Annotated in this window: 26 protein-coding genes, 4 tRNA genes and 1 pseudogene; 17 read left to right on the forward strand and 14 right to left on the reverse strand. The window is 70.4% G+C overall.

Features of this window, described 5'->3' with window-relative positions; all coding sequences use genetic code 11:
- The first annotated feature begins 22 nt into the window (after window positions 1-22).
- A complete protein-coding gene (locus tag BV453_RS13720) occupies window positions 23-1,180 on the forward strand; it encodes a S9 family peptidase (protein WP_249521850.1) in 1,158 nt (385 codons plus the stop codon).
- Here the strand turns inward: BV453_RS13720 and BV453_RS13725 are convergent.
- Entirely contained in the window at window positions 1,164-1,595 is a 432-nt protein-coding gene (locus tag BV453_RS13725; protein WP_025103555.1) for a SufE family protein, read from the reverse strand. The genes BV453_RS13720 and BV453_RS13725 overlap by 17 nt on opposite strands.
- Window positions 1,596-1,613: 18 nt before the next feature.
- Window positions 1,614-2,507 (reverse strand): sulfurtransferase, encoded by an 894-nt coding sequence (locus BV453_RS13730; protein WP_025103554.1) that lies wholly within the window; start codon window positions 2,505-2,507, stop codon window positions 1,614-1,616.
- A 144-nt stretch (window positions 2,508-2,651) separates the two neighbouring features.
- Here BV453_RS13730 and zapE point away from each other — a divergent pair, with 144 nt between their 5' ends.
- From zapE to BV453_RS13750, 4 genes are all read left to right on the forward strand, one after another.
- Complete coding sequence (gene zapE, locus BV453_RS13735) at window positions 2,652-3,689, forward strand: cell division protein ZapE (RefSeq protein WP_025103553.1); 1,038 nt, start codon at window positions 2,652-2,654, stop codon at window positions 3,687-3,689.
- 134 nt (window positions 3,690-3,823) lie between these two features.
- Complete coding sequence (locus BV453_RS13740) at window positions 3,824-5,062, forward strand: ammonium transporter (RefSeq protein ID WP_025103552.1); 1,239 nt, start codon at window positions 3,824-3,826, stop codon at window positions 5,060-5,062.
- Between the two features lie 19 nt (window positions 5,063-5,081).
- On the forward strand, window positions 5,082-5,675 hold the full coding sequence (locus tag BV453_RS13745; RefSeq protein WP_025103551.1) for a type II toxin-antitoxin system PemK/MazF family toxin: 594 nt from the start codon (window positions 5,082-5,084) through the stop codon (window positions 5,673-5,675).
- A gap of 83 nt (window positions 5,676-5,758) precedes the next feature.
- The gene (locus BV453_RS13750) at window positions 5,759-6,145 is read left to right on the forward strand and encodes an SPW repeat protein (RefSeq protein ID WP_025103550.1); all 387 of its coding nucleotides are present in this window, start codon (window positions 5,759-5,761) and stop codon (window positions 6,143-6,145) included.
- A gap of 60 nt (window positions 6,146-6,205) precedes the next feature.
- On the opposite strand, the gene BV453_RS13755 is transcribed toward BV453_RS13750, so the two are convergent.
- Window positions 6,206-6,379, reverse strand: coding sequence for a hypothetical protein (locus BV453_RS13755; protein WP_153244978.1), 174 nt, complete (start codon window positions 6,377-6,379; stop codon window positions 6,206-6,208).
- A 111-nt stretch (window positions 6,380-6,490) separates the two neighbouring features.
- Window positions 6,491-6,916, reverse strand: coding sequence for a GIY-YIG nuclease family protein (locus BV453_RS13760; protein WP_249521851.1), 426 nt, complete (start codon window positions 6,914-6,916; stop codon window positions 6,491-6,493).
- A 103-nt stretch (window positions 6,917-7,019) separates the two neighbouring features.
- On the opposite strand from BV453_RS13760, the gene BV453_RS13765 reads away from it, so the two are divergent.
- Window positions 7,020-7,985: a TIGR03885 family FMN-dependent LLM class oxidoreductase gene (locus BV453_RS13765; protein ID WP_249521852.1), complete on the forward strand. Its 966-nt coding sequence runs from the start codon at window positions 7,020-7,022 to the stop codon at window positions 7,983-7,985.
- Complete coding sequence (locus tag BV453_RS13770; RefSeq protein ID WP_249521853.1) at window positions 7,982-9,646, forward strand: alpha-amylase family protein; 1,665 nt, start codon at window positions 7,982-7,984, stop codon at window positions 9,644-9,646. Before BV453_RS13765 ends, BV453_RS13770 begins: the two co-directional genes overlap by 4 nt.
- A 52-nt stretch (window positions 9,647-9,698) precedes the next feature.
- On the opposite strand, the gene BV453_RS13775 is transcribed toward BV453_RS13770, so the two are convergent.
- Window positions 9,699-9,771, reverse strand: a tRNA-Val gene (locus BV453_RS13775).
- 151 nt (window positions 9,772-9,922) lie between these two features.
- Between BV453_RS13775 and BV453_RS13780 the strand changes: the two genes are divergently transcribed.
- The 5 genes from BV453_RS13780 to BV453_RS13800 all read left to right on the forward strand — a co-directional run bounded on the left by BV453_RS13780 (window position 9,923) and on the right by BV453_RS13800 (window position 11,250).
- Window positions 9,923-9,995, forward strand: a tRNA-Gly gene (locus tag BV453_RS13780).
- 52 nt (window positions 9,996-10,047) lie between these two features.
- Window positions 10,048-10,118: transfer RNA gene (locus tag BV453_RS13785), tRNA-Cys, on the forward strand.
- Between the two features lie 27 nt (window positions 10,119-10,145).
- A tRNA-Val gene (locus BV453_RS13790) sits at window positions 10,146-10,220 on the forward strand.
- Between the two features lie 207 nt (window positions 10,221-10,427).
- On the forward strand, window positions 10,428-10,748 hold the full coding sequence (locus BV453_RS13795) for a hypothetical protein (protein WP_025103546.1): 321 nt from the start codon (window positions 10,428-10,430) through the stop codon (window positions 10,746-10,748).
- A 172-nt stretch (window positions 10,749-10,920) separates the two neighbouring features.
- Window positions 10,921-11,250 (forward strand): ATP-dependent DNA ligase, encoded by a 330-nt coding sequence (locus BV453_RS13800; protein ID WP_249521854.1) that lies wholly within the window; start codon window positions 10,921-10,923, stop codon window positions 11,248-11,250.
- A 76-nt stretch (window positions 11,251-11,326) separates the two neighbouring features.
- Here the strand turns inward: BV453_RS13800 and BV453_RS13805 are convergent, their stop codons facing one another.
- Window positions 11,327-11,800, reverse strand: coding sequence for a DUF4383 domain-containing protein (locus BV453_RS13805; protein ID WP_025103544.1), 474 nt, complete (start codon window positions 11,798-11,800; stop codon window positions 11,327-11,329).
- A gap of 194 nt (window positions 11,801-11,994) precedes the next feature.
- On the opposite strand from BV453_RS13805, the pseudogene BV453_RS13810 reads away from it, so the two are divergent.
- Window positions 11,995-12,381 (forward strand): annotated as a pseudogene (locus BV453_RS13810) (DUF6098 family protein); the annotation flags it as partial.
- A 103-nt stretch (window positions 12,382-12,484) separates the two neighbouring features.
- Entirely contained in the window at window positions 12,485-13,237 is a 753-nt protein-coding gene (locus BV453_RS13815; RefSeq protein ID WP_249521855.1) for an MBL fold metallo-hydrolase, read from the forward strand.
- Between the two features lie 9 nt (window positions 13,238-13,246).
- Here BV453_RS13815 and BV453_RS13820 read toward each other — a convergent pair whose 3' ends face one another.
- The 6 genes from BV453_RS13820 to BV453_RS13845 all read right to left on the reverse strand — a co-directional run bounded on the left by BV453_RS13820 (window position 13,247) and on the right by BV453_RS13845 (window position 18,139).
- Window positions 13,247-14,473, reverse strand: a complete 1,227-nt coding sequence (locus BV453_RS13820) for a Dyp-type peroxidase (protein ID WP_249521856.1) — start codon at window positions 14,471-14,473, stop codon at window positions 13,247-13,249.
- The gene (locus tag BV453_RS13825) at window positions 14,473-15,003 is read right to left on the reverse strand and encodes a copper chaperone PCu(A)C (RefSeq protein ID WP_249521857.1); all 531 of its coding nucleotides are present in this window, start codon (window positions 15,001-15,003) and stop codon (window positions 14,473-14,475) included. Before BV453_RS13825 ends, BV453_RS13820 begins: the two co-directional genes overlap by 1 nt.
- A gap of 11 nt (window positions 15,004-15,014) precedes the next feature.
- Complete coding sequence (locus BV453_RS13830; RefSeq protein WP_249521858.1) at window positions 15,015-15,635, reverse strand: copper resistance CopC family protein; 621 nt, start codon at window positions 15,633-15,635, stop codon at window positions 15,015-15,017.
- A 113-nt stretch (window positions 15,636-15,748) separates the two neighbouring features.
- Window positions 15,749-16,354 (reverse strand): hypothetical protein, encoded by a 606-nt coding sequence (locus BV453_RS13835; protein WP_062634451.1) that lies wholly within the window; start codon window positions 16,352-16,354, stop codon window positions 15,749-15,751.
- Between the two features lie 61 nt (window positions 16,355-16,415).
- Complete coding sequence (locus BV453_RS13840) at window positions 16,416-17,765, reverse strand: deoxyribodipyrimidine photo-lyase (RefSeq protein ID WP_249521859.1); 1,350 nt, start codon at window positions 17,763-17,765, stop codon at window positions 16,416-16,418.
- Window positions 17,762-18,139 (reverse strand): hypothetical protein, encoded by a 378-nt coding sequence (locus tag BV453_RS13845; RefSeq protein ID WP_249521860.1) that lies wholly within the window; start codon window positions 18,137-18,139, stop codon window positions 17,762-17,764. The genes BV453_RS13840 and BV453_RS13845 overlap by 4 nt, the downstream gene beginning before the upstream one ends.
- 50 nt (window positions 18,140-18,189) lie before the next feature.
- On the opposite strand from BV453_RS13845, the gene BV453_RS13850 reads away from it, so the two are divergent.
- The 3 genes from BV453_RS13850 to BV453_RS13860 all read left to right on the forward strand — a co-directional run bounded on the left by BV453_RS13850 (window position 18,190) and on the right by BV453_RS13860 (window position 21,174).
- The gene (locus tag BV453_RS13850; protein WP_249521861.1) at window positions 18,190-18,549 is read left to right on the forward strand and encodes a YnfA family protein; all 360 of its coding nucleotides are present in this window, start codon (window positions 18,190-18,192) and stop codon (window positions 18,547-18,549) included.
- Window positions 18,550-18,670: 121 nt separating this feature from the next.
- Window positions 18,671-20,623 (forward strand): threonine--tRNA ligase, encoded by a 1,953-nt coding sequence (gene thrS, locus BV453_RS13855; RefSeq protein ID WP_231729614.1) that lies wholly within the window; start codon window positions 18,671-18,673, stop codon window positions 20,621-20,623.
- Window positions 20,620-21,174, forward strand: coding sequence for an HIT domain-containing protein (locus BV453_RS13860; RefSeq protein WP_025103533.1), 555 nt, complete (start codon window positions 20,620-20,622; stop codon window positions 21,172-21,174). Before thrS ends, BV453_RS13860 begins: the two co-directional genes overlap by 4 nt.
- A gap of 119 nt (window positions 21,175-21,293) precedes the next feature.
- On the opposite strand, the gene pdxY is transcribed toward BV453_RS13860, so the two are convergent.
- Window positions 21,294-22,145, reverse strand: a complete 852-nt coding sequence (pdxY, locus tag BV453_RS13865; protein WP_249521862.1) for a pyridoxal kinase PdxY — start codon at window positions 22,143-22,145, stop codon at window positions 21,294-21,296.
- 46 nt (window positions 22,146-22,191) lie between these two features.
- Window positions 22,192-23,499, reverse strand: a complete 1,308-nt coding sequence (locus BV453_RS13870; RefSeq protein ID WP_025103531.1) for an aminotransferase class I/II-fold pyridoxal phosphate-dependent enzyme — start codon at window positions 23,497-23,499, stop codon at window positions 22,192-22,194.
- Window positions 23,500-23,516: the final 17 nt, after the last annotated feature.

Genomic DNA, 23,516 nt, shown 5'->3' on the forward strand with positions numbered 1-23,516 from the left:
AACAGGCTAGAGTCGGAAGGCGATGAAGAGTCTCAGGCACGCCGTTGCGATCGTTGTCCCCGCGCTCCTCGCTGTGGGCGCTGCCGTCGGGGTCCTCGTGATCGCGGTGGCGCGCCGGGTCGTCACCCCGTTGCGAAGCCGCATCCAGGACACCGAGATCCTCGCGATCGACACCGGCGCTCAGACGATCGAGCTCCGCCGCACGCTCGACACCGAGCTCCCGGGGCGATACGGCCTGTTCACGACGGCCACCTACGGCTACGTCAAGCTCGGTGCCGTCCTCAGCGCCGACGGCACGACGGTGCGGCGCAAGCTCCTCACGAAGATCGAACCCGGCGCCAGAGTGGACCGAGGAGCGTCCTTCAGCGGCAGCTACTACACGTCGCCGAGCGAGCTGCACCTGCGCTGGGAGAACGTGCTCATCGGCTCTCCGGCCGGGCCGTGCCCCGCATGGTTCTTCCCCGGGGACTCCTCGACCTGGGTCATCCAGGTGCACGGTCGGGGCACGACCAGGGCCGAATGCCTCCGTGCCGTGCCGGTGATGCACGCGGCTGGGCTGCCCACTCTCGTCGTGTCCTACCGCAACGACGGCGAGGCCCCGCGCACCAGAGCGGGCGCCTATGCCCTCGGGGCGTCGGAGTGGCGCGACGTGGACGCCGGGATCGCCTACGCGCTGCGTCACGGCGCCGAGCGGGTCGTGCTGATGGGCTGGTCCATGGGCGGGGCGGTGTCCCTGCAGGCTGCGGTCAACTCCGGCCATCGCGATCGCATCGCGGGCATCATCCTCGAGTCGCCGGTCGTGGACTGGCGCACCGTGCTGCGCTTCCAGGCGCGGGTCGCCCGAGTGCGCGAGCCCCTGCCCGCCCTCGCCATGGGGGCGCTGCAGCTGCCGCTCACGGCGAAGCTCAGCGGTGCGGACGAACCCATCCTGTTCGACCGCCTGGACATGGTCGCCCGTGCCGACGAACTGCACGCGCCGATCCTCATCCTGCACAGCGACGACGACGGCTTCGTTCCCGCGGACGCCTCGCACGCCCTGCAGGAGGCGCGGCCGGACCTCGTCACCATGCCGCGCTTCACGGTCGCGAGGCACACCAAGCTCTGGAACTACGACGAGAAGGGCTGGACCACCGCGATCACGGAGTGGCTCGCGGCGCAGGGGCTCAGCGCTTCTGCCTGACCTGGTTCTTGGCGCGCATCAGCATGCCGGTCATGCCGCCGATCCGCAGCGGTGACACCGCCTTCGTGAGCCCGATCGACTGCGGGTAGTCCTCGGGGATCGCCAGGACCTCGTCCGCCGTCAGCCCAGTGAGGCCCTGCACGAGGATGCTCGCGAAGCCCCGGGTCGTCGGCGCCTCTTCCGGAGCCGTGGCGTGCATGGTCACGACGTCGTCGTGGACTTCGACGTAGATGTAGACCGGCGACTGGCACTCCGCGACGCGCTCGCACATCTCCGGATGCGCCGCCACCTCGTCGGAGACGGCGGGCAGCTCGTCCGCGTACTCCAGGAGCAGCAGCAGGCGGTCCGATTCCGGGGTCTCCAGGAATCCGTCGCGGATCTCGGCGAGGGTCTCGGGCAGGGCGGAGGCGTTCATCCCCGCCATTCTCCCACCTCAGACGGTGCCGGGCTCCGTGCCCGTGACGATCGGGACGCGCACCGCGCTGCCCCACTCGGTCCACGAGCCGTCGTAGTTGCGGACGTTCTCGAAGCCGAGGAGGTGCTTCAGCACGAACCACGTGTGGCTCGAGCGCTCCCCGATGCGGCAGTAGGCCACGACGTCGTCGCCGTCCTGCAGCCCGGCGCCGTCCCGGTAGATGGCGTCGAGTTCCGCACGGCTCTTGAAGCCGCCGTCCTCGGCGACCGCCTTCGCCCACGGCACGCTCTGCGCGGTGGGGATGTGGCCGGCCCGCAGCGTCCCCTCCTCCGGGTAGGCGGGAGCCGTGGTCCGCTCGCCGCTGTACTCCTCCGGCGAGCGCACGTCGATGAGCGGGTTGCCGAGGTGGGCGAGCACGTCCTCCTTGTAGGCGCGGATGGCCGTGTCGTCCCGCTCCACCACCGGGTACTCCGTGGCGGGGCGGTTCGTCGCCTCGCGGGTGAGCTCGCGGCCCTCCGCGATCCAGCGGTCACGACCGCCGTCGAGGAGGCGCACGTCCTCGTGGCCGAAGAGGGAGAACACCCAGAGCGCGTAGGCGGCCCACCAGTTGTTCTTGTCGCCGTAGATCACGACCGTGTCGTCGCGGGCGATGCCCTTGCGGCTGAGCAGCTCGGCGAAGCCCTCGCCGTCGACGTAGTCCCGCACCACCGGGTCGTTCAGCTCGGTGTGCCAGTCCACCTTCACCGCTCCGGGGATGTGGCCCGTCTCGTAGAGGAGGACGTCCTCGTCCGACTCGACGACCACGAGGCCGGGCTCTCCCAGGTGGGCGGCGAGCCACTCGGTCGTCACCAGGCGGCCGGGCTCGGCGTACTCGGCGAACTTGGGGGAGGAGGAGTCGAACTCGATGGCCATGGGGTCTCCGTAGCGGTGAGCGGGCGAGCGTGCGGTGCGGACGGCGTAGTGTGGATCCGTCCCTTCGACGATAGATCCTCCGCGCGCCCCCGGGACCCGATCCGTAAGACTTCGACACAGGCCGTTGCCTGATTCAGGACCGTGATGACCGACCCGACCACCCGCACCGGAACCGTCCACCTCACCGAGCGCACGCCGACGGTCAGCGGACCCGAGATGCTCGCGAGCCTCGTGCCGCCGCCGCAGTTCGACGACGCCACGTTCGACAGCTACCGGGCGGACCCCGCCTACCCGTCCCAGGAGGAGGCGAAGCAGACGCTGCTCCGCTTCGCAGGACGCGGCGCTCCCGTCAAGCGCGGCGGTCTGTTCAGCCGGGCCAAGAAGGAGCCGGAGCTCAAGCCCGGCGTCTACCTCGACGGCGGCTTCGGGGTGGGCAAGACCCATCTGCTCGCGTCGATCTACCACGCGATGCCCGCGCGCCGGAAGTACTTCGGCTCGTTCATCGAGTACACCGCCCTGGTGGGTGCCCTCGGCTACAAGAACACCGTCGACCTTCTCAAGGGCGCCGACCTGCTCTGCATCGACGAGTTCGAGCTCGACGACCCGGGCGACACCATGGTCATGACGCGTCTGCTCGGGGAGCTCGTACCCACCGGCACCCGGCTCGCGGCCACGTCCAACACGCCGCCGAACGCCCTCGGCGAGGGGCGCTTCGCCGCGCAGGACTTCCTGCGCGAGATCCACGCGATGTCGGACAGCTTCCAGACCCTGCGCATCGACGGCGTCGACTTCCGGCAGCGCGCGATCGACGGTCACGCCGTGGCGCTGGACGATGCCGCCTACAGCGCCGCCGTGGACGCCGCCGCGGCGGACGGCGCCGTCTCTGACGACGCGTTCGACGACCTCATCCGGCACCTGGCGCAGGTGCACCCCTCGCGCTACATCCGGCTCATCGACGGCCTGCACCGGGTGGGGCTGCGGGGCGTGCGCCAGCTCACCGACCAGTCCGAGGCCCTGCGGTTCGTCGCCTTCGTCGACCGCGTCTACGACGCCCAGATCCCGATCCTCGCGACGGGCCTCGGGCTCGACGCCGTGTTCTCCGACGAGATGCTCGCCGGCGGCTACCGCAAGAAGTACCTGCGCGCCATCTCCCGGCTCAACGCGCTCACGCATTCTGCGTAAGCCCGCAGGCCCGCGTAACGCGATGTTCACACGCGGAGCCGGGCTGTAACCGCGGGGAAACAAACCTCACGCATGGGCGAAATCGCCCGTGGTCACACTGAAGCTCTCAACTACTTCGGATGTGAGGTTTTCCTATGGATGCTCCCGGCAACATCTCGTGGGCGATCACCGCGACGGCACTGGTGCTGCTCATGACGCCCGGCGTCGCGTTCTTCTACGGCGGTCTCGTCAAGGCGAAGAGCGTCGTCAGCATGATGATGATGAGCTTCGGCTCGATCGGACTCGTCGCCGTGCTGTGGATTCTCTTCGGCTTCTCGATGAGCGCCGTGGACAGCCCGACGGCCTTCGCGGGCAACCCGTTCGCGGACATCGGCCTGTCCAGCCTCGCCTCGGGTGAGGGGTCGAACGTCGCCCTCCTCAGCGTCGCGTACGGCGCCACCTTCGCGATCATCACCGTCGCCCTCATCTCCGGGGCGATCGCCGATCGGGCGAAGTTCGGCAGCTGGCTGATCTTCGCGGGCGTCTTCGCCACGGTCGGCTACTTCCCGGTCGCCGCCTGGGTCTGGGGCGGTGGCTGGATCATGAACCTCGGCACCACCCTGTTCGGCGAGGACAGCGGCATCGGCGTGATCGACTACGCCGGCGGCACCGCGGTGCACATCAACGCGGGCGCCGCGGCGCTGGCCCTCGCCCTGGTGCTCGGCAAGCGCATCGGCTTCCAGAAGGGCATCCTCAAGCCGCACAACGTGCCGCTGACGCTGCTGGGCGCCGCCCTGCTGTGGTTCGGCTGGTTCGGCTTCAACGCCGGTGCGGAGTGGCTCGCCGAGGACATGGGCGGCGTCGGCCTCATCGGCCTGAACACGCTCGGCGCGACGGCGGCGGCGATCCTCGGCTGGATCCTCATCGAGCGCATCAAGGACGGCAAGCCCACCTCCGTCGGAGCCGCCTCCGGTGCGGTGGCGGGTCTCGTGGCGATCACCCCGGCGTGCGCCAACCTCACCCCCGGGTGGTCCCTCCTGCTCGGCGCGGTCGCCGGCATCGTCTGCGCCCTCGCGGTGGAGCTGAAGTTCCGCCTCGGGTTCGACGACTCGCTCGACGTGGTCGGTATCCACCTCGTCGGCGGTCTCATCGGCACCGTGTACCTCGGCTTCTTCGCCACCGGCACCGGCCTCTTCGTCGGCGGCGACGCCCGCCAGCTCGCCGTCCAGGTGATCGCCGCCGCCGGCGTGCTGATCTACTCCTTCGTGGTCGCGTGGGTGATCGGCTTCGTGATCCAGAAGACGATCGGGTTCCGCATCACGAACGAGGACGAGATCGCCGGTGTCGACCAGGTCGTCCACGGCGAGGAGGGCTACGCTCTCGCGAACGCGTGACGACGGTTAGGGTGACCGTGTGGGCACGACCAGCAACGGCATCCTGAAGACACTCGCGGATCTCCTGCGCCGAGCAGTGGGCTCCCCCCGGGCGTCGCGGACCTCTCCCGGTCCGCGGCGCCCGGACGCGCGTCTGCGGACGGCCGAGGAGCGCGAGCGGCGGTCGGCATCGGATGCCGGCGTCGAGCCGGGACGCGCCCGCGGCACCGAGACCGTGCGGCTCGATGCCGGGCGCATGCCGGCCGTCCGCGTGTCCTACGCGCCGCAGCGGGACGGGGCCCCGGATGCGGGCGAGGTCGTCTGGACCTGGGTGCCGTACGAGGAGAACGACGGCCGAGGCAAGGACCGACCGGTGCTGGTGATCGGGCGGCAGTCCTCCGAACGGGTGTACGCGGTGCGGATGACCAGCCGGCCGCACGACGGCGACCGCGACTACCTCTCGATCGGGAGCGGGGAGTGGGACGGGCAGGGCCGCGAGTCCTGGGTCGACATCGAACAGCTCTACAGCGTCCACGAGCGTGGTCTCCGCCGGGAGGCAGCGGCCCTGGACCGTACCCGGTACGCCCGGGTCGCTGCGGCGCTCCAGCGGCGATACGGGTGGGCGCAGAGCTGAGGCGGATGCCGCGTTCCCATCCGATGGGGGCAGGGCTCCGAACCTTCCTGTGAGTCGCCGCCGGCGGCACCCAAGGAGGAATCATGCGTTTCATCCCGACCAAGGTCCATGGAGTTCTCGATTACGTCGTCGGAATTGCTCTGATCGCCGCGCCCTGGCTCTTCGGCTTCGCCGGCATGGGCGGAGCCCCCGTCGTCATCCCGATCGTCCTCGGCGTCGGCCTCATCGTCTACAGCCTCTTCACGAAGTACGAGTGGGGTCCGTTCGGTCTGATCCCCATGCCCGTGCACCTCGTCTTCGACATCGTCGCGAGCCTCTTCCTCGCCCTGTCGCCGTGGCTGTTCGGCTTCGCGGGCGAGGCGCTGAACGTCTGGCTCCCGCACGTCGTCGTCGGTGCCGCCGTCATCGTCGTCGTGCTGTTCTCCCAGCCGCAGCCGCAGAGCACCCGCGGACGCGCCGCTACCGCCTGACGCCGGACACGACGAGGGGCGACCGCATGCCGATCCGGTCGCCCCTCGTCGTCGCGAGGACTACTCCTCGTCGTCGGCCTCGGCCTGATGCTCCTGCTGCTGCTCGGTGTCGACCTGGGCGGGAGGCAGATCCTGCAGGAACTGGCGGTCGCTGTTCGGGTCGCCGCTCCCGTCGCCGGCGAGCGGATCCTGCGCGCTGACGTCGTCGGCGGGGATGTTCTCTCGTCCGTTCATGTCCGGTCCTCTCACGCGGGGCGCCGGGTGCGCCCGTTCATCGGCGAGTCTGCCTGCCGTCCGCGACGGACGGGATCCCCTGGTGCGATCCGGCGCGTGGTGATAGGCGGCTCAGCCCCGGAGAGCGGCGCTGAGCCAGCGGGCGTACTGGTGCCAGGGGTCGCCGTCCTGCTGCAAGCGGCCGATGTGAGCGCCGATCTCGGGCGTCAGGGTGAACCACTCGCCGCCTTCGCGTGCGGAGGCGAACTCGCGGTGACGCTGCTGTTCGCGCACCCGGTCGCCCCGTTCGAAGGCGAGGAGCTCGTCATGACGGATGCTCGCGAGTCTGCGCCGTGGCTGCCTGCTCGTGCCGATCTTCACCCTGCGGTCGTACCGGAGGTAGTACACGACGTCGATCCGCGGGAATGGCAGGTCGGGGTCGGGGGAGTCCCCGTAGCGCCAGCCGCAGAGCGCGCAATGCCAGGCATCGTCCGTCCGCAGCCCGGTGAGACCGCCGCAGAGCGGGCAGGGTCCGGGGAGAAGGCGGGGTTTCGGCACCGGTGCAGCCTACGTCCGCCCTCGGACATCGGCCGTACCTGCCAGTACCCGGCGCTTCTGTCAACCACTGCCGTGGGGCGTCGTCGCTTGCCAGACTCGGCCTATGGTCTTCATCGGATTCCACGCCTCCCATGAGCAGATCCCGCCCAGCGCCTTGCTCGACGCGGTCGTCAGCGCGGAGTGGGCCGGTTTCGACGGGGCGATGTGCTCCGATCACCTGGCCCCGTGGCTGCCCGAGCAGGGAGAGTCAGGATTCGCGTTCAGCTGGATCGCCGCGGCGCTGGCCCGCACCCGCTTCCCGATCGGCATGGTCAACGCGCCGGGACAGCGATACCACCCGGCGATCGTCGCACAGGCCTTCGGGACGCTGGAGGAGATGTTCCCCGGACGGTTCTGGGCCGCGCTCGGCAGCGGGGAAGCCATGAACGAGCACGTGACCGGCGACGTCTGGCCCGCCAAGGACATCCGGAACGCGCGGTTGCGCGAGAGCGTGGACGTGATCCGCCGGCTGCTAGCCGGAGAGGAGGTCGACCATGACGGTCTCGTGCGCGTGCACCGCGCGCGGATCTGGACCCGGCCGGCGCAGCCGCCACCCCTCTTCGCCACCGCGGTCAGCGCGGAGACCGCGGAGTGGGCGGCCGGGTGGGCGGACGGGCTCGCGACCGTCGCCCAGGAGCCGTCCGCGCTCCGGAGGGTGGTCGAGGCCTACCGCTCGGCCGGGGGACAGGGGCCGTGCATCCTGCAGACGCACGTGAGCTGGGGCGCCGACGACGCCGAGGCGTACGCGACCGCGAAGGAGCAGTGGCGGCAGGGAGTCGTCACCCCGCCGCTCGCATGGAACATCGAGCAGCCGGAGGACTTCGACGCCGCGGTGGGCGAGGTCGACGAAGCGGGGCTGCGCAAGGCGGTCCTCGTCGATCATGACGCCCGTTCCCTCGCGGGACGACTGGCGGAGCTCGTCGGTGTCGGCTTCGACCGGATCTATCTGCACCACGTCGGTCGGGAGCAGACCGGGTTCCTGAAGGCGGCCGCGTCCGAGATCCTGCCCGCTCTGAGGGAGCGCACATGAAGATCACCGACACGAGCGACCTCTGGTGGAAGACGGCCGTCGTCTACTGCCTCGACGTGGAGACCTTCCTGGACGCGGACGGCGACGGCGTCGGCGACCTCCGCGGCCTCGCGCAGCGCATCGACTACCTGTCGCAGCTCGGTGTGACGTGCCTGTGGCTCATGCCGTTCTATCCCTCGCCCGACCTCGACGACGGCTACGACGTCAGCGACTTCTACGGCGTGGACCCTCGCCTGGGCACCCACGGCGACCTCGTGGAGGTGATCCGCACCGCCCGCGACCGCGGCATCCGCGTGATCGTCGACCTCGTCGTCAACCACACCTCCGACCGTCACCCATGGTTCCGCGCGGCGCTCCGGAGCGTCGACTCGCCCTATCGCGACTACTACGTCTGGCGGGACGATGCACCGCCGAAGGGCCAGAAGAACACGGTGTTCCCCGGGCAGGCCGACGGGATCTGGACGAAGGACGACAAGTCGGGGCAGTGGTACCAGCACAGCTTCTACGAGCACCAGCCCGACCTCAACATCGCCAACCCCGTGGTCCGAGATGAGATCGCGAAGGTGATCGGGTTCTGGCTGCAGCTCGGCATCTCGGGGTTCCGGGTCGATGCGGTGCCGTTCCTCCTCGAGGTCCCGACGACGTCCGACCTCCCCGACCCGCACGAGCTGCTGCGCGACATGCGGCGCTTCCTGCAGCGGCGGTCCAGTGAGGCGATCCTGCTGGGCGAGGTCAACCTGCCGTACGAGGAGCAGCGGGCGTACTTCGGGGGTGCGGACGGCGATGAGCTGACCATGCAGTTCGACTTCGTGGCGATGCAGGCGCTCTATCTGTCGCTCGCCCGCCGCGATCCCGAGCCGCTCGTCGAGGCGCTCACGGCCCGCCCGGTCCTCGGGCCGGAGGTGCAATGGGCGAACTTCCTCCGGAACCACGACGAGCTCACCCTCGACAAGCTGAGCGACGCCGAGCGCGAGGAGGTCTTCGAGGCCTTCGCTCCGGACGAGCGGCAGCGGGTGTTCGGGCGCGGGGTCACCCGGCGCCTCCCGCCGATGCTGGAAGGCGATCCCCGGAGGATCCGGATGGCCTACAGCCTGCTCTTCACCCTCCCCGGAACCCCGGTGCTGTTCTACGGCGAGGAGATCGGGATGGGCGAGAACATCGCCATCGAGGGGCGGCAGGCCGTGCGCACCCCGATGCAGTGGTCGGCGGATCGCAATGGCGGCTTCTCGGATGCGCGTCCCTCCCGGCTGGTCGCGCCGGTGCCGACGGACGGGTACGCACCCACGCACGTGAACGCCGCCGCGCAGCTCGAGGACCGGGGATCGTTGCTCCACTTCATCCGCGACCTGACCGCGCGCTACCGGGTGTCTCCCGAGCTCGGGTGGGGGATGTTCCGCGTCATCGATCAGCCGCAGGACGCCCTGCTGGTGCACTCCCTGGAGGCGGATGTCGGGCGCACGATCGCCGTCCACAACTTCGCGGAGCGGCCGGCGACGACGCGGTTCCGACTGGGGGAGGAGCCCGCGGGCACGACCCTGGTCGACCTCCTCGACGCGCGGCGCGTGCCCCTCGACGACGACGGCGGGGTGGAGCTGGAGCTTCCCGCGTACGGCTATCGGTGGCTGCGGGTCTCGCGACCGGGGGACGGCAGGGTCCTGTGACCGGTGGAAACACCGAAGGCCCCGGATGATCGGGGCCTTCGGAGGGATTCTGTGGGCGATACCGGACTCGAACCGATGACCTCTTCCGTGTGAAGGAAGCGCGCTACCAACTGCGCCAATCGCCCATACCCGCGGGGTACGTCAACCGATACTACCCGACCCGCGGGCGCCTCGATGACCAGTCGGGGAGACACGCGCGAGATTCGCCACGGGTTTGGCGGAGCGCGGATCATCGGCTAATGTTTCATAAGTGCCCGGGACAACCGGGAACGAAATGCGGATGTAGCGCAGTTGGTAGCGCACAACCTTGCCAAGGTTGGGGTCGCGAGTTCGAGTCTCGTCATCCGCTCGAGTGCAGTAGATCTTCTCGAAGATCGGCGGCACGTGGGGTCAATCCACACGGTGGCGTGGCCGAGCGGCTAGGCACCGGCCTGCAAAGCCGTTTACACGGGTTCGAATCCCGTCGCCACCTCACGGGAAAACTGAATAGCCCCAACGGGCGCGATTGGCGCAGCGGTAGCGCGCTTCCCTGACACGGAAGAGGTCACTGGTTCGATCCCAGTATCGCGCACCACCTGAAACCCCCGGTTCTGCCGGGGGTTTTTTTCTTGCCCGCGGGGCATCCCTCCCGCGCGCGGGGTCGCAGATCCGCGCGAGGTCGCAGCCTCACGGCGGAGCCCTGCGACCTCGGTGCGAATCTGCGTGTCGGTGCCGCAGGGATCGAGTTCGAAGATGTGTTCGAATATCGGTATCCTGGAAGAGGCCGGAGGAAGGAGCCGGTGTGGGGAACTCGGGTCGCGCGCTCTCCGCGTACAACGACATGCGGTCGCAGCATCAGGCCATCGAGGCCGCCGCACGCCGCGGCCCCCTGCAGTCCCTGTCCGATCGCGAGCTCGCCTTGCGCGAGTCCGCCGTCACCGTCTATCCGCACGCGCTCCAGCGGCGGGTGCGGGCGTGGGTGCGGTTCGGCCCGGAGGCGATCCGCGTGGAGGCCAAGGTCGTCCGCTCCACTCCGCTCGCGGCGGGCATAGAGTTCCGTGCCGGCGAGCGCACCTACCGCTGCTGGGTCTGGGGGAATGCCGTGCAGCCGGCGGAGGGGTGACCGGGGAATGGACACCGCTCGCACGAACTGTTCGTTTCCTGTCCGCACAACGGTGTCTTCGTCTTCCCGGGTGCGGTGCCGGTGACAGGGTGGACGGACATCACCACCGGCGATCGACGATCGCACCTCCGTGGGACGAGACCTCGTGGCGATCATCTCAGGAAGGGCGGACATGGGCAGATTCATCTACGACGGAAGCACCAAGGTCGAGGTCGAGGACCGCGCGCTGCGGCATCTGCAGCTGGTGATCACCGCGAAGCTGCGGCGGGGCGAGCCCTTCCCGTACACCTGGAAGGAGGACGCCAGCGTCGGGGGCGGACGGATCACCGTCTGGCTCCACGCCGGGAGTTCTATGGTGTTCAAGTACGTCGGCAGCCGCCAGCCGGAGATCAACCGCGCCTGGGTCGACGCGCTGGCGTACACGGCGAACTCGCCGAGCGGCCTGTATCTCGTGCCGGAGCCGGCCGGGAGAGCCGTCACCGGCAACCTGGACCTGTCGTAGGGCACGGGACGGCGACAGACGGGACGCCCCCTCCGCGAGGCGAGGAGGAGGCGTCCCGTCTGGGGTGCACCGAGTGTCAGACGCGCGCGGTGCCTGCGCCGTTCCGCGGGACGCGCGGCTCTCGACTGACGAAGATGCCCAGCAGCACCATGCCGATCGCGAGACCGAGGTGGAGCCAGTTGTCGGCGTTGTTCACCGGCAGGAAGTTCAGCTGCTCGTTGCCGACCGCGACGAGGCCGTACAGCCAGACGACGAGGTACGCGAGCCCGCCGATGATGAGGTAGAGGCGGGAGGCGCGCGGCGAGGCGGCGAGCGCGATGCCCGCGACGGCGAACAGCAGGTGCACGACGTTGTGCAGGACCGAGACCTGGAAGAGGCCGAGGAGCAGGGCCTCCGATGCTGCTCCGGCTCCGTGCAGGTGTTCGGCCGAGTGGGTCAGGCCCGGGATGAAGCCGGCGATACCGACGATGAGGAAGACGATGCCGACGATCAGCGCCGTCTTCTGGATCGGTGTCTCGGCGTAGCGGGTAGTGCGGGTGGTGTCGCTCATGATCCCCTCCAAGGTGGGTGCGGTTGCCCGAAGGTAGAACCCCGGGGTGCGGGCTGAGAGGGCATTGACGCCGCGGAAGCGGCGCGGTAACTTCTCGCGCGTCCGCGTCCGCGGCCGCTCCGGCGATGATGAGCTCCAAGCCCGGATTGTCAATCCCCCTCGGCGTCGTCACGGCCGCTTCTTACGCTCAGCCCATGACCGACGCCGCTCTCGACCGCACCTGCGGCACCTCGACCGATCGCGACGCTGCGACCGGGCTGCGACGCATCGACCATCTGGCGCAGCTGGCCGCGGTCGTCCGCGCGTGCCCCGGTCTGCATGTCCGCTACTCCGAGGGACCGGACGCGGACGCCCGCCGTTCCAGCGTCGACACCGAGAGCGGACTCGAGCTTCCCGGCCTCTCCGTCAATCCCCTGGATGCCGAGCGCTGGTGGACGCGTCCGCTGGAGGACTGGCTCGCGCGCCAGCTCTGTCAGTACCGACACCTCGCCGAGAAGGATCCGCAGCGCATCGCCTGGGTCCTGCGAGGCGAGCACTGCGGCCGGGGGCCCGACTGCGAGCCGCTGCTGCGTGAGGTGGAACCCATCGCCGTGATCGGCGCACACGTGCTGCTCGAGGCCAGGGAGCGGTACGAGCGCAACTTCGATGCGGGGCGCGGACCCGCCGACGACGAGGAGGACCGGGATGAGCAGAGGGTGGCAGTGGACGGAGGTCGTTCCCGGCTTCTTCAGCATCAGCGTGGCGGACGTCAACTGCTACCTCGTGCAGACCGCGGACGGGCTGACGCTGTTCGATGCGGGACTGCCGCGCAGCAGGGGCGTGCTGCGCGACCTGCTCGGTCACCTCGCGGCGAAAGAGACAGACATCGATGCGGTCGTCCTGACGCACGGGCACTTCGACCACGTCGGTGTCGCGTGCGGGCTGCACGAGGAGGGGGTCTCCGTGTTCGTCCACCCTCGCGACGCACACCTGGCTCGTCATCCGTACAGCTACCGTCCGGCCTCACCGCGCGTCCCCTACGTGCTCACCCATCCGCGGGGGATCCCGACCATCACCCGGATGGCACTCGCCGGAGCGCTGAACGTCCGGGGCGTCGAGGCGCAGCCGCGCGTGCGGCACGAGCATCCGATCGATACCCCAGGCACCCCGATCGCGCTGTGGACTCCCGGGCACACGGAAGGGCACTGCGCATACCTGTTCGAGGAGTCCGGGGTGCTCATCGCCGGCGACGCCCTCGTGACGCTCGACCCGTACACCGGCGAGACCGGGCCCCAGATCGTCGCCAGGGCGGCCACGGCCGACACCACGGAGGCGATGGAGTCGCTGGACACCCTGGCACGGACGAGCGCGCGAGTCGTCCTGACGGGCCACGGAGAACCCGTGCTGGACGGCGTGGGGCCCGCGGTCGCCGCCGCCCGGCGACGCGGACCCCACTGACCCCGCACCTCAGTCGAGCAGCGTCTCCCCGATGTAGCCGCCCTCCGCGCACCCCGGGGGCATCGCGAACACGGCGGATCCGATCGGGACCGTCCACTCGTTGAGCAGGTCGAGCTCGTCGAGCCGTTGCTGCATGGGGACGAACTGCCGCGCGACGTCGGCCTGGAACGCGGCGAAGAGCAGCCCGGATTCGGAGACGCCGTCTCCGGCCGGGCGCTCGTCGTAGTTGTACGCCCGGCGGAAGATGCGCTCCGTCCCGTCCCCGCGAGCGCGCCGGATGTGCGCGAACGCCGGGATGACCGGGAACCCGATGGCCGTGGTCGCGTCGAAGTCCGGCTCGTCGAACTCCGACGTCCCCGTGAGCGGCGCACCGTCGCGGAGCGTCCGCCCCACCGAGGCCTCGCGGCCTCCGCGATCCAGGCGGTCCCAGGCGTCGAGGTCCATGCGGATGCGGCGGAGGACCATGCCCGTGCCGCCGGCCAGCCAGCCGTCCTCACTCCAGACCACCCGGTCGAAGTCGTCCGTCCCCGGCTGCGGATTGCTCGTGCCGTCGACCTGGCCGAAGAGATTGCGCATGGTCGTGCCCGGTCGCTCTGTGCCGTGTGCCCGGCGGAAGCCCTGCTGGATCCATCGCACGGTCGCGAAGCCGCGCGCGTCCTTCAGGAGCATGCGCTGCGCGTGCGCGACGGTCAGAGGGTCGTCGGCGGCGAGCTGGAGGAGCAGGTCCCCATCCGAGAACTCCGGCTGCAGGCGGTCCACGCGGAAGGCGGGCAGCGGAGCGAGCCAGGACGGACTGCTGTTGCCGGCCCGTGCCACGAGAGTCGGGCCGAAGCCGAACGTGACGGTCAACCGGGCCGGGGCGAGTGCGAGCTCCGGCTCCGAGTCCGCGAGCGCCGATCGTCCCTGGGTGAGCCGCGCCGCGTCGTCCGTGAGGATACGCAGGAGCCGGCGGAGTCCGTCGCGGTCGACCTCCGGCCGGAGGTCGAGCGCCACGAACGAGCCGTGCGCCTGGGCAGGGGTGTCGATCCCGGCCTGATGGACACCGTGGAACGGGACGGTGAGGGAGCCGTTGAGCGGTGCGGGGGCCGCGGGAGCCTCCGGGTCCGCTCGCGTGAGGGCGAGGTCGGCCCCGACCGCGACGGCGGCGCCGACACCGGCGACAGCCCCTCCGAGGAGGAACTGCCGCCGGGTCGAGCCGGTGCGGCCGGTGCGCGCGCCCGAGACGCGCGCGGCCATCAGTGGTCCATGCCCTCGTGGTCGTCGGCGCCGTCGTAGTTCTCGTTCGCGCCGGAGTAGTCCTTCACCGGCGCGGCGAACTCGAACGTGGAGTCGTCCGACAGGGTGACGGTGAAAGCGACCTCGTCACCGGCTTCCAGAGGCTCGGAGAGGTCCATCATCATGATGTGATTCCCCCCGGGCTCGAGGGCGAGGCTGCCGCCGGCGGGGACGACGAAGCCCCCGGCGATCTCCCGCATGACCATCTCCCCGGCCTCGTTCTCCACGGTCTCGTGCAGCTCGATCATCGGCGAGGCGGCGGAGGTGACCGATGTCACCGTCACGTCCTCCTCGCCCTCGTTGACGAGCACGCCGAAAGCCGCGGACATGCCGTCGTCGGCGGCCTTGACCCAGGCGTCGTCGATCCGGAGATCGTCACCGGCGGGGGCGCTGGTCGGTGTCTCGGCTGTGGGCGCGGTGCACCCGGTGAGCGCGACGAGCGAGAGGACGATCGCCGCGCCGAGGCGGGGGAGGGAGGTGCGAGTGTTCATGATGATGCCTTTCAGGAGTTCTCTGCCGTGTCTTCGCCGGATTCCGGCGCCACAGCGGCCGCGCGACGGCGACGGAGGATGAGGAGGACGGCGAAGGCGGCGACGGCGAGTGCCGCTCCCGCCCCGCCGACGAGCAGGACCCGGACCGGGCCGCCCGTCTCGTCTGCGTTCTGATCCGATGCGGTCGACGACCCGCCCGTGGCGGACGCGGTCGGCTCCGGGTTCCCTGTCGACTCCAGCGGAACGGCGTCTCCGACGGCGAAGGGGATGACCCCCGCGATCGGGTGCCCGTCCTCGGAGACGACCTGCCAGCGCACCTGGTACCCGCCGTCGGGCATGTCGGGCAGGAGGGCGGCGGTGACGTTCCGTCCGCGCACCTCCACCTCGCCCGTGGCCCAGTCCTCGCCCTCCGCGTCGACGACGAGGATGACGGCCCCGGCGGTCGACTCGTCGAGGACGAGGAGCTCGCCCGAGAACGTCATCGTGACGCTGACGGGCGCGGTGTCGAGCCGTTCCCCGCCGGCGGGGCTGCTCTCGATGAGTTGGTCATGGGCGGTCGCCGGCGCCGCCGTCGCGAGGATCGCGACAGCCGCCAGCACCGCCCCGGCCGCGAATCTGCGGACAGGGGACATGGAAGAGCCTCTCTTCAGACGTCGCCGAGCGACGCGGGTACCTGCGTTCGGACGCGCGCGTCACCGGGGACGGCGCGAGGACGCACCGCACGGCGGGAGGCCGCGGGCGCGGATCAGAGCGCGGGGAGAGAGGGCGGGGCGCGCCCGAGAAGCGGAGTGAGGAGGCGAAGACCGCGGCCCGCCGGCACGAGGAAGAGCCCGGCGAGGCGGAACGGAGAAGCAGCGGCGCGCGGGGCGAGCGTCGCGTCCGCACGCCGACGCACCCAGCGGACCAGTCGGACGGCGAGAGCGCGCAGGGTGAGGAGCAGCCGCTCCCCGCGGTGGAGCGCCGTCACGGTGAGGAGGGCGGCGAGGGCGTGCCCGAGCCACATCGAGGCGTCGGCGGTCGCGACGACGGCCGTGCCCTCGGCCGCGGGGAGCACGAGCGGAGCGCCGTGCACGTGACGGAGAGCCACGCCGGACGCGCTGACCGTGCCGAGCACGAAGAGCACGTGGAAGAGGAACTGGCTCACAGCCACCGAGAGGGTGAGACGGGTGAGGGAGAGCGTCCGTCCGGCGAGGAGCACGCTCACCATGAAGGCGAACAGCCAGGGCACCAGGATGCCCAGAGGGCCCGGCATCTCTCCGCCGCCGCTCACGTGACCGGCGAGAGCCACGAAGATCGCGAGCGACGAGGTCGCGAAGCCCCGCACGACGGCGGGCTTGCGGGACGGGCTCACGGGCACCAGTCTGCCATGCGGCGGCCGTCGCCGCGGGCATGAGCCGGGCGTGAGCCGGGCGTCAGCTCCGCGGTGCTCCGGAGCGCTTCACGACGTCGTAGGCCGCGAGCGCTGCCTTGCGGGTCTCGCCGAGGTCGACGATCGGCTCGGTGGGGGCGTCTGCGGCCCAGCGCCCCACGTACTGCCCCTCGCCGTCGAACTTCTTGGCCTGCAGCTCCGGGTTGAACACGCGGAAGTACGGGGCGGCGTCCGCGCCGGAACCCGCGACCCACTGCCAGTTGAACGGGTTGCTCGCGTCGTCGGCGTCCACCAGCGTGTCCCAGAACCACTCCTCGCCGAGCCGCCAGTCGATGAGGAGGTTCTTGACGAGGAACGATGCCGTGACCATCCGCACCCGGTTGTGCATGTACCCGGTGTGCCAGAGCTCGCGCATGCCCGCGTCGACGAGGGGGACTCCGGTCTCGCCGTGCTGCCAGAGTTCCAGCCGCGCGGGGTCCAGGGGAGGCCACGGGAACGCGTCGAACTCGCGCCGCAGGTTCTTCGTCGCGAGATCCGGGAAGTGGAACAGCGTGTGCCAGGCGAACTCGCGCCAGCCGAGCTCGGAGAGGAACCCGCCGGCCCCGTCGACGTCGATCGCCTCGTGCCACACGGTGAACGGACTGAGCTCGCCCCAGCGCAGACGCGGAGACAGCCGGGAGGTGGCACCGGCGGCCGGGGTGTCGCGAGCGCGATCGTACGAACGGAGGTCTTCGGCGAGGAAGTGCCGCAACCGGCGCCGCGCGGCGGGCTCGCCGGGCTCCCAGGTGTCGAGCAGACCGCCCGCCCAGTCCGGGGCGGTGGGCAGGAGCCCCCAGTCGTCCAACGCGTCAGAGGGGAGCCGCCTCGCGGCGCCGCGGAGCTCGCGGGGCTCAGGGAGCGGGGCGCGCGGGGCCGGGAGGGCCAGGCAGGCCCGCCAGAACGGCGTGAAGACCGAGTAGTGCGTGCCGCTCCCGGTGGTGACCGTCCACGGCTCGTGCAGAAGCGACGCCGCGAAAGACGCCACCAGGAGCCCCTCGTCGCGCAGCGTCGTCTTCAGCCCGGCGTCGATCTCGCGCCCGGCGGCGCCGTAGCGACGGTTCCAGAAGACCGCTCCCGCACCCGACTCGGTGATCAGTTCTCGCACGACCCGGTCGGCGGGCCCGCGCCGCAGCACCAGCGTCGCCCCCTTCTCACGCAGTCGTTCGGCGAGCGAGGCCAGCGAATGGTGCAGCCACCAGCGCGCCGCGCCGCCCAGCGGACGGATGCCGGGGGACTCCTCGTCGAGGACGAAGAGCGCGATGACCGGTTCGTCGCGCTCGACGGCGGCACGCAGCGCGGGGTTGTCGGCCAGGCGGAGATCGTCGCGGAACCAGACGATCGAGGGCGACGTCATCGGGTCGCCCACAGGGCCCAGGCGATCAGCAGCGGCTGCAGGAACAGGCGGCCGAACCGCCGCCGGTCCGTGTCGAGCCCCGGCGTCGATCGCCTGGTGCGCCACTGATGCCAGTTGCCGGGGAAGACCGCGGCGAAGAAACCGGCCGTCGCCACTCCCATCCGTCGGCGCTCGCGGGGCAGAGCCACCAGCCCCGCCGCGAGCGCGACCTCGGCCGCACCCGACGCCAGGACGATCGCGTCCTTGTCCATCCGGGTGAGGCGGGTCGCCCAGTCGGGCACGACGACCCGGAACCCGCGTGTCTGCGTGAAGTGCAGCACGCCCATCGCGCCGAGGGCGAGAGCGAGGAGCCAGCGGGCGATCGTCCGTGTCATGCGCCCACGCTACCGTCCCCGTCGGACGCCGTGCCTGCCACACTGAGGCGATGACCGTGCTGCGCATCATCGTCCTCTTCCTCCTCGCCGCCATCGCCGAGATCGGCGGCGCCTGGCTCATCTGGCAGGCGGTGAAGGAGGAGAGGGGCTGGTTGTTCGCGGTCCTCGGGGTCATGGCGCTCGGCGCCTACGGATTCATCGCGGCTCTCCAGCCCGATGCGAACTTCGGCCGCGTCCTGGCCGCGTACGGCGGGATCTTCATCGCCGGCTCCCTCGCCTGGGGCGTCATCGTCGACGGATTCCGCCCCACGTCGTGGGACGTGATCGGCTCCGTGGTGGCGCTGGCCGGGGCGGCGATCATCATCTTCGCGCCGACGGTCGCGGATCCGCTGTCCGAGACCGCCGCGTGACGGTCGGCGACCCGCGAGCGGACGAGTAGCCTAGATCCAGACCCAGATGGAGTGATCAGTGCCTGAAAACGCCCAGCCGACCGACGGCTTCGCCCTGTTCTCTGACCGAAACGTCGTCGCCATGCGCGTCGGCGGCGTCCTCAAGGACCTCGCCGCGACGGTCACCGAGACCGACGACGTCGAGCCCGTCACGATCGACAGCCCCGACGGCCTGAACATCCTGCGTCACTCGACCGCGCACGTGCTGGCCCAGGCGGTGCAGCGGATCAACCCGCAGGCGAACCTCGGCATCGGTCCGCCCATCACGGACGGCTTCTACTACGACTTCGGCGTCGACACCCCGTTCACGCCGGAGGACATCAAGGCGATCTCCAAGGAGATGCAGCGCATCGTCCGCGAGGGCCAGCGCTTCGTCCGTCGCGTCGTGACGGACGAAGAGGCTCGTGCGGAGCTCGCGGACGAGCCGTTCAAGCTCGAGCTCATCGGACTCAAGGGTCCTTCGACAGGCTCAGGGACCCAGGGTGCTGCCGAGATCGCCGAGGGGGCCTCCGTCGAGGTGGGCGAGGGCGAGCTCACGATCTACGACAACACCACCCGTGACGGCGAGGTCGTCTGGAAGGACCTCTGCCGCGGTCCGCACCTGCCCAACACGCGCATGATCGGCAACGGCTGGGACCTCACCCGCATCGCCGCCGCGTACTGGCGGGGGAGCGAGAAGAACCCGCAGCTCCAGCGGATCTACGGCACCGCATGGCCGACGAAGGACGAGCTGCGCGCCTACCAGGAGCGCATCGCCGAGGCCGAGCGTCGCGACCACCGCAAGCTCGGCGCCGAGATGGACCTGTTCTCCTTCCCGGACGAGATCGGCTCGGGGCTGGCGGTCTTCCATCCCAAGGGCGGCATCATCCGCTACGAGATCGAGGAGAACCTGCGCAAGCACCTGCTGCGCAACGGCTACGACCTCGTCAACAGCCCGCACATCACGAAGAAGGATCTCTTCATGACGTCGGGGCACCTGCAGACCTACGCGGACGGCATGTTCCCCCCGATGCACCTCGACGAGGTCGTCGACGACGAGGGCAACGTCACCCGCCAGGGCCAGGACTACTACCTCAAGCCGATGAACTGCCCGTTCCACAACCTCATCTTCCGTTCGCGCGGGCGCTCCTACCGGGAGCTGCCGCTGCGTCTGGCCGAGTTCGGCACGGTCTACCGCTATGAGAAGAGCGGAACGCTGTCAGGGCTGACCCGCGTGCGCGGTCTGACCCAGGACGACGCGCACATCTACGTCGCCCAGGGCCAGGTCAAGGAGGAGCTCACCACCAACCTGAACCTCGTCCTCGACCTGCTCCGCGACTACGGCCTCAACGACTTCTACCTCGAGCTCTCGACGAACGAGGAGGGCAACCCGAAGTTCCTCGGCGAGCCCGAGCAGTGGTCGACGGCGATCGACACGCTGCGCGAGGTCGCGATCGAGTCCGGTCTCGAGCTCGTGGCCGACCCGGGCGGCGCCGCCTTCTACGGCCCGAAGATCTCGGTGCAGGCCCGCGACGCCATCGGCCGCACGTGGCAGATGTCGACGATCCAGCTCGACTTCAACCAGCCCGACCGCTTCGAGCTGGAGTACACCGGTCCCGACGGGCAGAAGCACCGGCCTGTGATGATCCACCGGGCGCTCCTCGGCTCCGTCGAGCGCTTCTTCGCGATCCTCCTCGAGCACTACGCCGGCGACTTCCCGCTCTGGCTCGCGCCGAGCCAGGTGGTGGGTGTGCCGGTGGCCGAGCAGTACGGCGACTACCTGGACGACGTCATCGCGCAGCTGCGCGCGGCGGGCGTGCGGGCCGACGTCGACCACTCCGACGACCGCATGCAGAAGAAGATCCGGAATCACACCACGGCGAAGGTCCCGGTCATCCTCATCGTGGGGGAGCAGGACCGCGCCGCCGGCACGGTGTCGTTCCGCTTCCGCGACGGCACGCAGGAGAACGGCGTGCCGGTGGCCGACGCGGTGCGCCGTATCAGCGCCGCCATCGCCTCGCACGCGCTGGTGTTGAAGGCGGGTGACCTCGCATGACGGGCGGTGAGGCGGACCTCGAGGACGCCTCCCGTCTCGTCGGGGTGCCCGACGAGTTCCAGCGGCTGTGGACCCCGCATCGGATGGCGTACATCCAGGCCGGGCCGGAACCACTGCGCGAGGAATGCCCGTTCTGCGAGGCGCCGAAGTACCCGGATGCCGAGCGGCTCATCGTGGCGCGTGGGGAGACCGCCTACGTGCTGCTGAACCTGTTCCCGTACAACTCGGGGCACCTGCTCGTGTGCCCGTACCGGCACATCGCCACCTACGACCAGGCGACGCCCGAGGAGGTCGCGGAGATCGGTGCGCTCACGCAGACCGCGATGCGCGTGCTCCGCGAGGTCTCGGGCTGCGACGGCTTCAACCTCGGGATGAACCAGGGAGCGGTGGCCGGAGCGGGCGTGGACGCGCATCTGCATCAGCACGTGGTGCCGCGGTGGCGCTCGGACGCGAACTTCTTCCCGATCATCGCCAAGACGAAGGCGCTCCCGCAGCTCCTCGGTGAGGTGCGGGAGGCCGTCGCGGAGGCCTGGCCCGCCGCCGATCGCTGAGCCGCCTCTGGGTCGCTGAGCCGCCTCTGGGTCGCTGACCCACCTTCGACAGGCTCAGGCCCTTCGACAGGCTCAGGGACCCAGGGCGGGCCCGCTCAGGGACCCAGGTCGGGGAGGAGTCAGCGCACGTGGCGGGCGGTGAACTGCATCCGCGGGTTCGCGTAGAACTCCTGCGCCTCGACGAGCTGCAGCTCGCGCTCGCCCGAGTCGAGCGTGGCCTGAAGCAGGTCGTAGACGCTCGAGGCGGTGCGCTCCAGAGCGGTCTGCGCGCTTCCGGTGGCGACGTAGTGCGCGGTGAACAGCGCGGCCGTCACGTCTCCGGAGCCGTTGGCCTTCATCGGCAGGTGCGGCGTCTGCACGAGCCAGGCGCCCGCGTCGTCGACGGCGAGCATCTCGATGGTGCCCTCTTCGCGGTCGGGCCGCTCGACGCTCGTGACGAGCACCGTACGCGGCCCCATCGCCCGCGCGAGGTCGACCGAGGCGAGGGTCGACTCGAGCGTGTCCGGCTCGGTCTCGGTGAGGAAGCCGAGCTCGAACTGGTTCGGCGTGATGATGTCGGCCACGGGAACCACGCGTTCGCGGAGCAGGATCGGGATGGCCGGAGCCACGAAGCAGCCGGACTTGGCGTTGCCCATGACCGGGTCGCACGCGTACAGCGCATTCGGGTTGGCCGCCTTCACCCGGGAGACCGCGTCGATGATGACGTCGCCGATGCCCTCGCTGCCCTGGTAGCCGCTGAGCACGGCGTCGATGGAACCGAACACGCCGCGTTCCTCGATGCCGGTGATGACCTCGCCGACGTCGGTCGGGTCGATCAGCGGGCCGCGCCAGGCGCCGTAGCCGGTGTGGTTCGAGAACGTCACGGTGTAGACCGGCAGCACCTCGACGCCGATGCGCTGCAGCGGGAAGACGGCGGCGGAGTTGCCGACGTGACCGTACGCGACGGCGGACTGGATGGACAGGATCTTCATACCCGGTCCCTTTCATTCTTGGCGGGGCGGTGCCCGCGTCGGGTGGTCATCGTCCGGCGGCGACGAGGTCGGCGATGAGGGTCTCCGTGTCGTCCTCGGAGAGGTCGTGCACGGTGAGTCGGAGGTGATGCGAGGGCTCGGCGCGCTCGTCGAGCGCGAAGTCGTCACCGGTGCGCGCGAGCCAGCCGCGCCGCATGAGGTGGTCGGCGACGGTGCGCGCGGGCTTCTCGAATCCGACCCACAGGCTCAGGCCGTCGGGGTCGGGCGCGTCGATCCCCTCCGCGCGCAGGCGTCCCGCGAACGCGGCGTTCCGCGCGGCGTAGTGCCGGCCCGCCTCCGCGATCTCCTCGCGGACGTCGGGGTCGGTGAGCTGGGCGAGCGTGAGGCGCTGCAGCAGGTGACTGACCCACGTGGTACCGGGGCTGAGCCGCATCGCGAGGCGCTCCGCCGTCTCCGGGTCGGTCGCCGCGAGCGCGAGGCACATGTCAGGGCCGAGGAACTTCGACACCGAGCGGACCAGGGCGAATCGCCGGTGCTCGGGTCCGATCAGCGATTCGTAGGGACGCTGGGAGAGCAGAGAGAAGTGGTCGTCCTCGATGACGAGCACATAGGGGTGGTCGGCGAGCACGCCCCGCAGCGCCTCGGCGCGGGCGGGGGAGAGGCTCACCCCCGTCGGATTCTGCGCGCGCGGGGTGCAGATGACGGCGCGGACGCCCGCGTCCAGAGCGGCGCGGAGACCGTCGACGGTCATCCCCTCCTCGTCCACCGGCACCGTGATGGCCCGGTATCCGCCCAGCCGCACGGTGTGGATGCTCGCGAGGAAGCAGGGGTCCTCGAGCGCCACGGCGTCGTCACGCATGAGCGCCTGCGCGAGCAGACGTTCCACGGCATCCACCGCACCGCTGGTCACGGTGACCCGGAAGTCGTGACCGGGGAGGTCGGCGCCCATCCACTCCCGCGCCCACGCTTCGAGACCGCGGTCGATCACCGGCTCTCCGTAGAGCACGGGACGACGACCGATCGTGCCGAGCGCCTGCGACGGGTCGGGGATGCGCGCCGGGTCAGGGTTGCCGGTGCCGATGTCGCGGAGCACGGTGTCCGGCGCGTAGCCCTCCTGCGGCACGACGTCGACGCCCGCGACGACCGTGCCCGCGCGCCCGCGCGAGTGCACGAGTCCCGCTTGGGCGAGCTGGCGATACGCGGCGACGGCGGTGTTGCGGTTGACGCCGAGCGTCGCCGCGAGCTCGCGCACGGGAGGGAGGACCTCGCCGGGACGGAGCGTGCCACGATCCCGGAGGGCGCGCACGCTGTCCGCGATCTCCGCCGCGGTGGTTCCCCTGATCTGCTCGCTCATGATCCTCCTCCGAGATT

The sequence above is a fragment of the Microbacterium sp. ER1 genome (assembly GCF_023383675.1).
Lineage (GTDB): Bacteria > Actinomycetota > Actinomycetes > Actinomycetales > Microbacteriaceae > Microbacterium.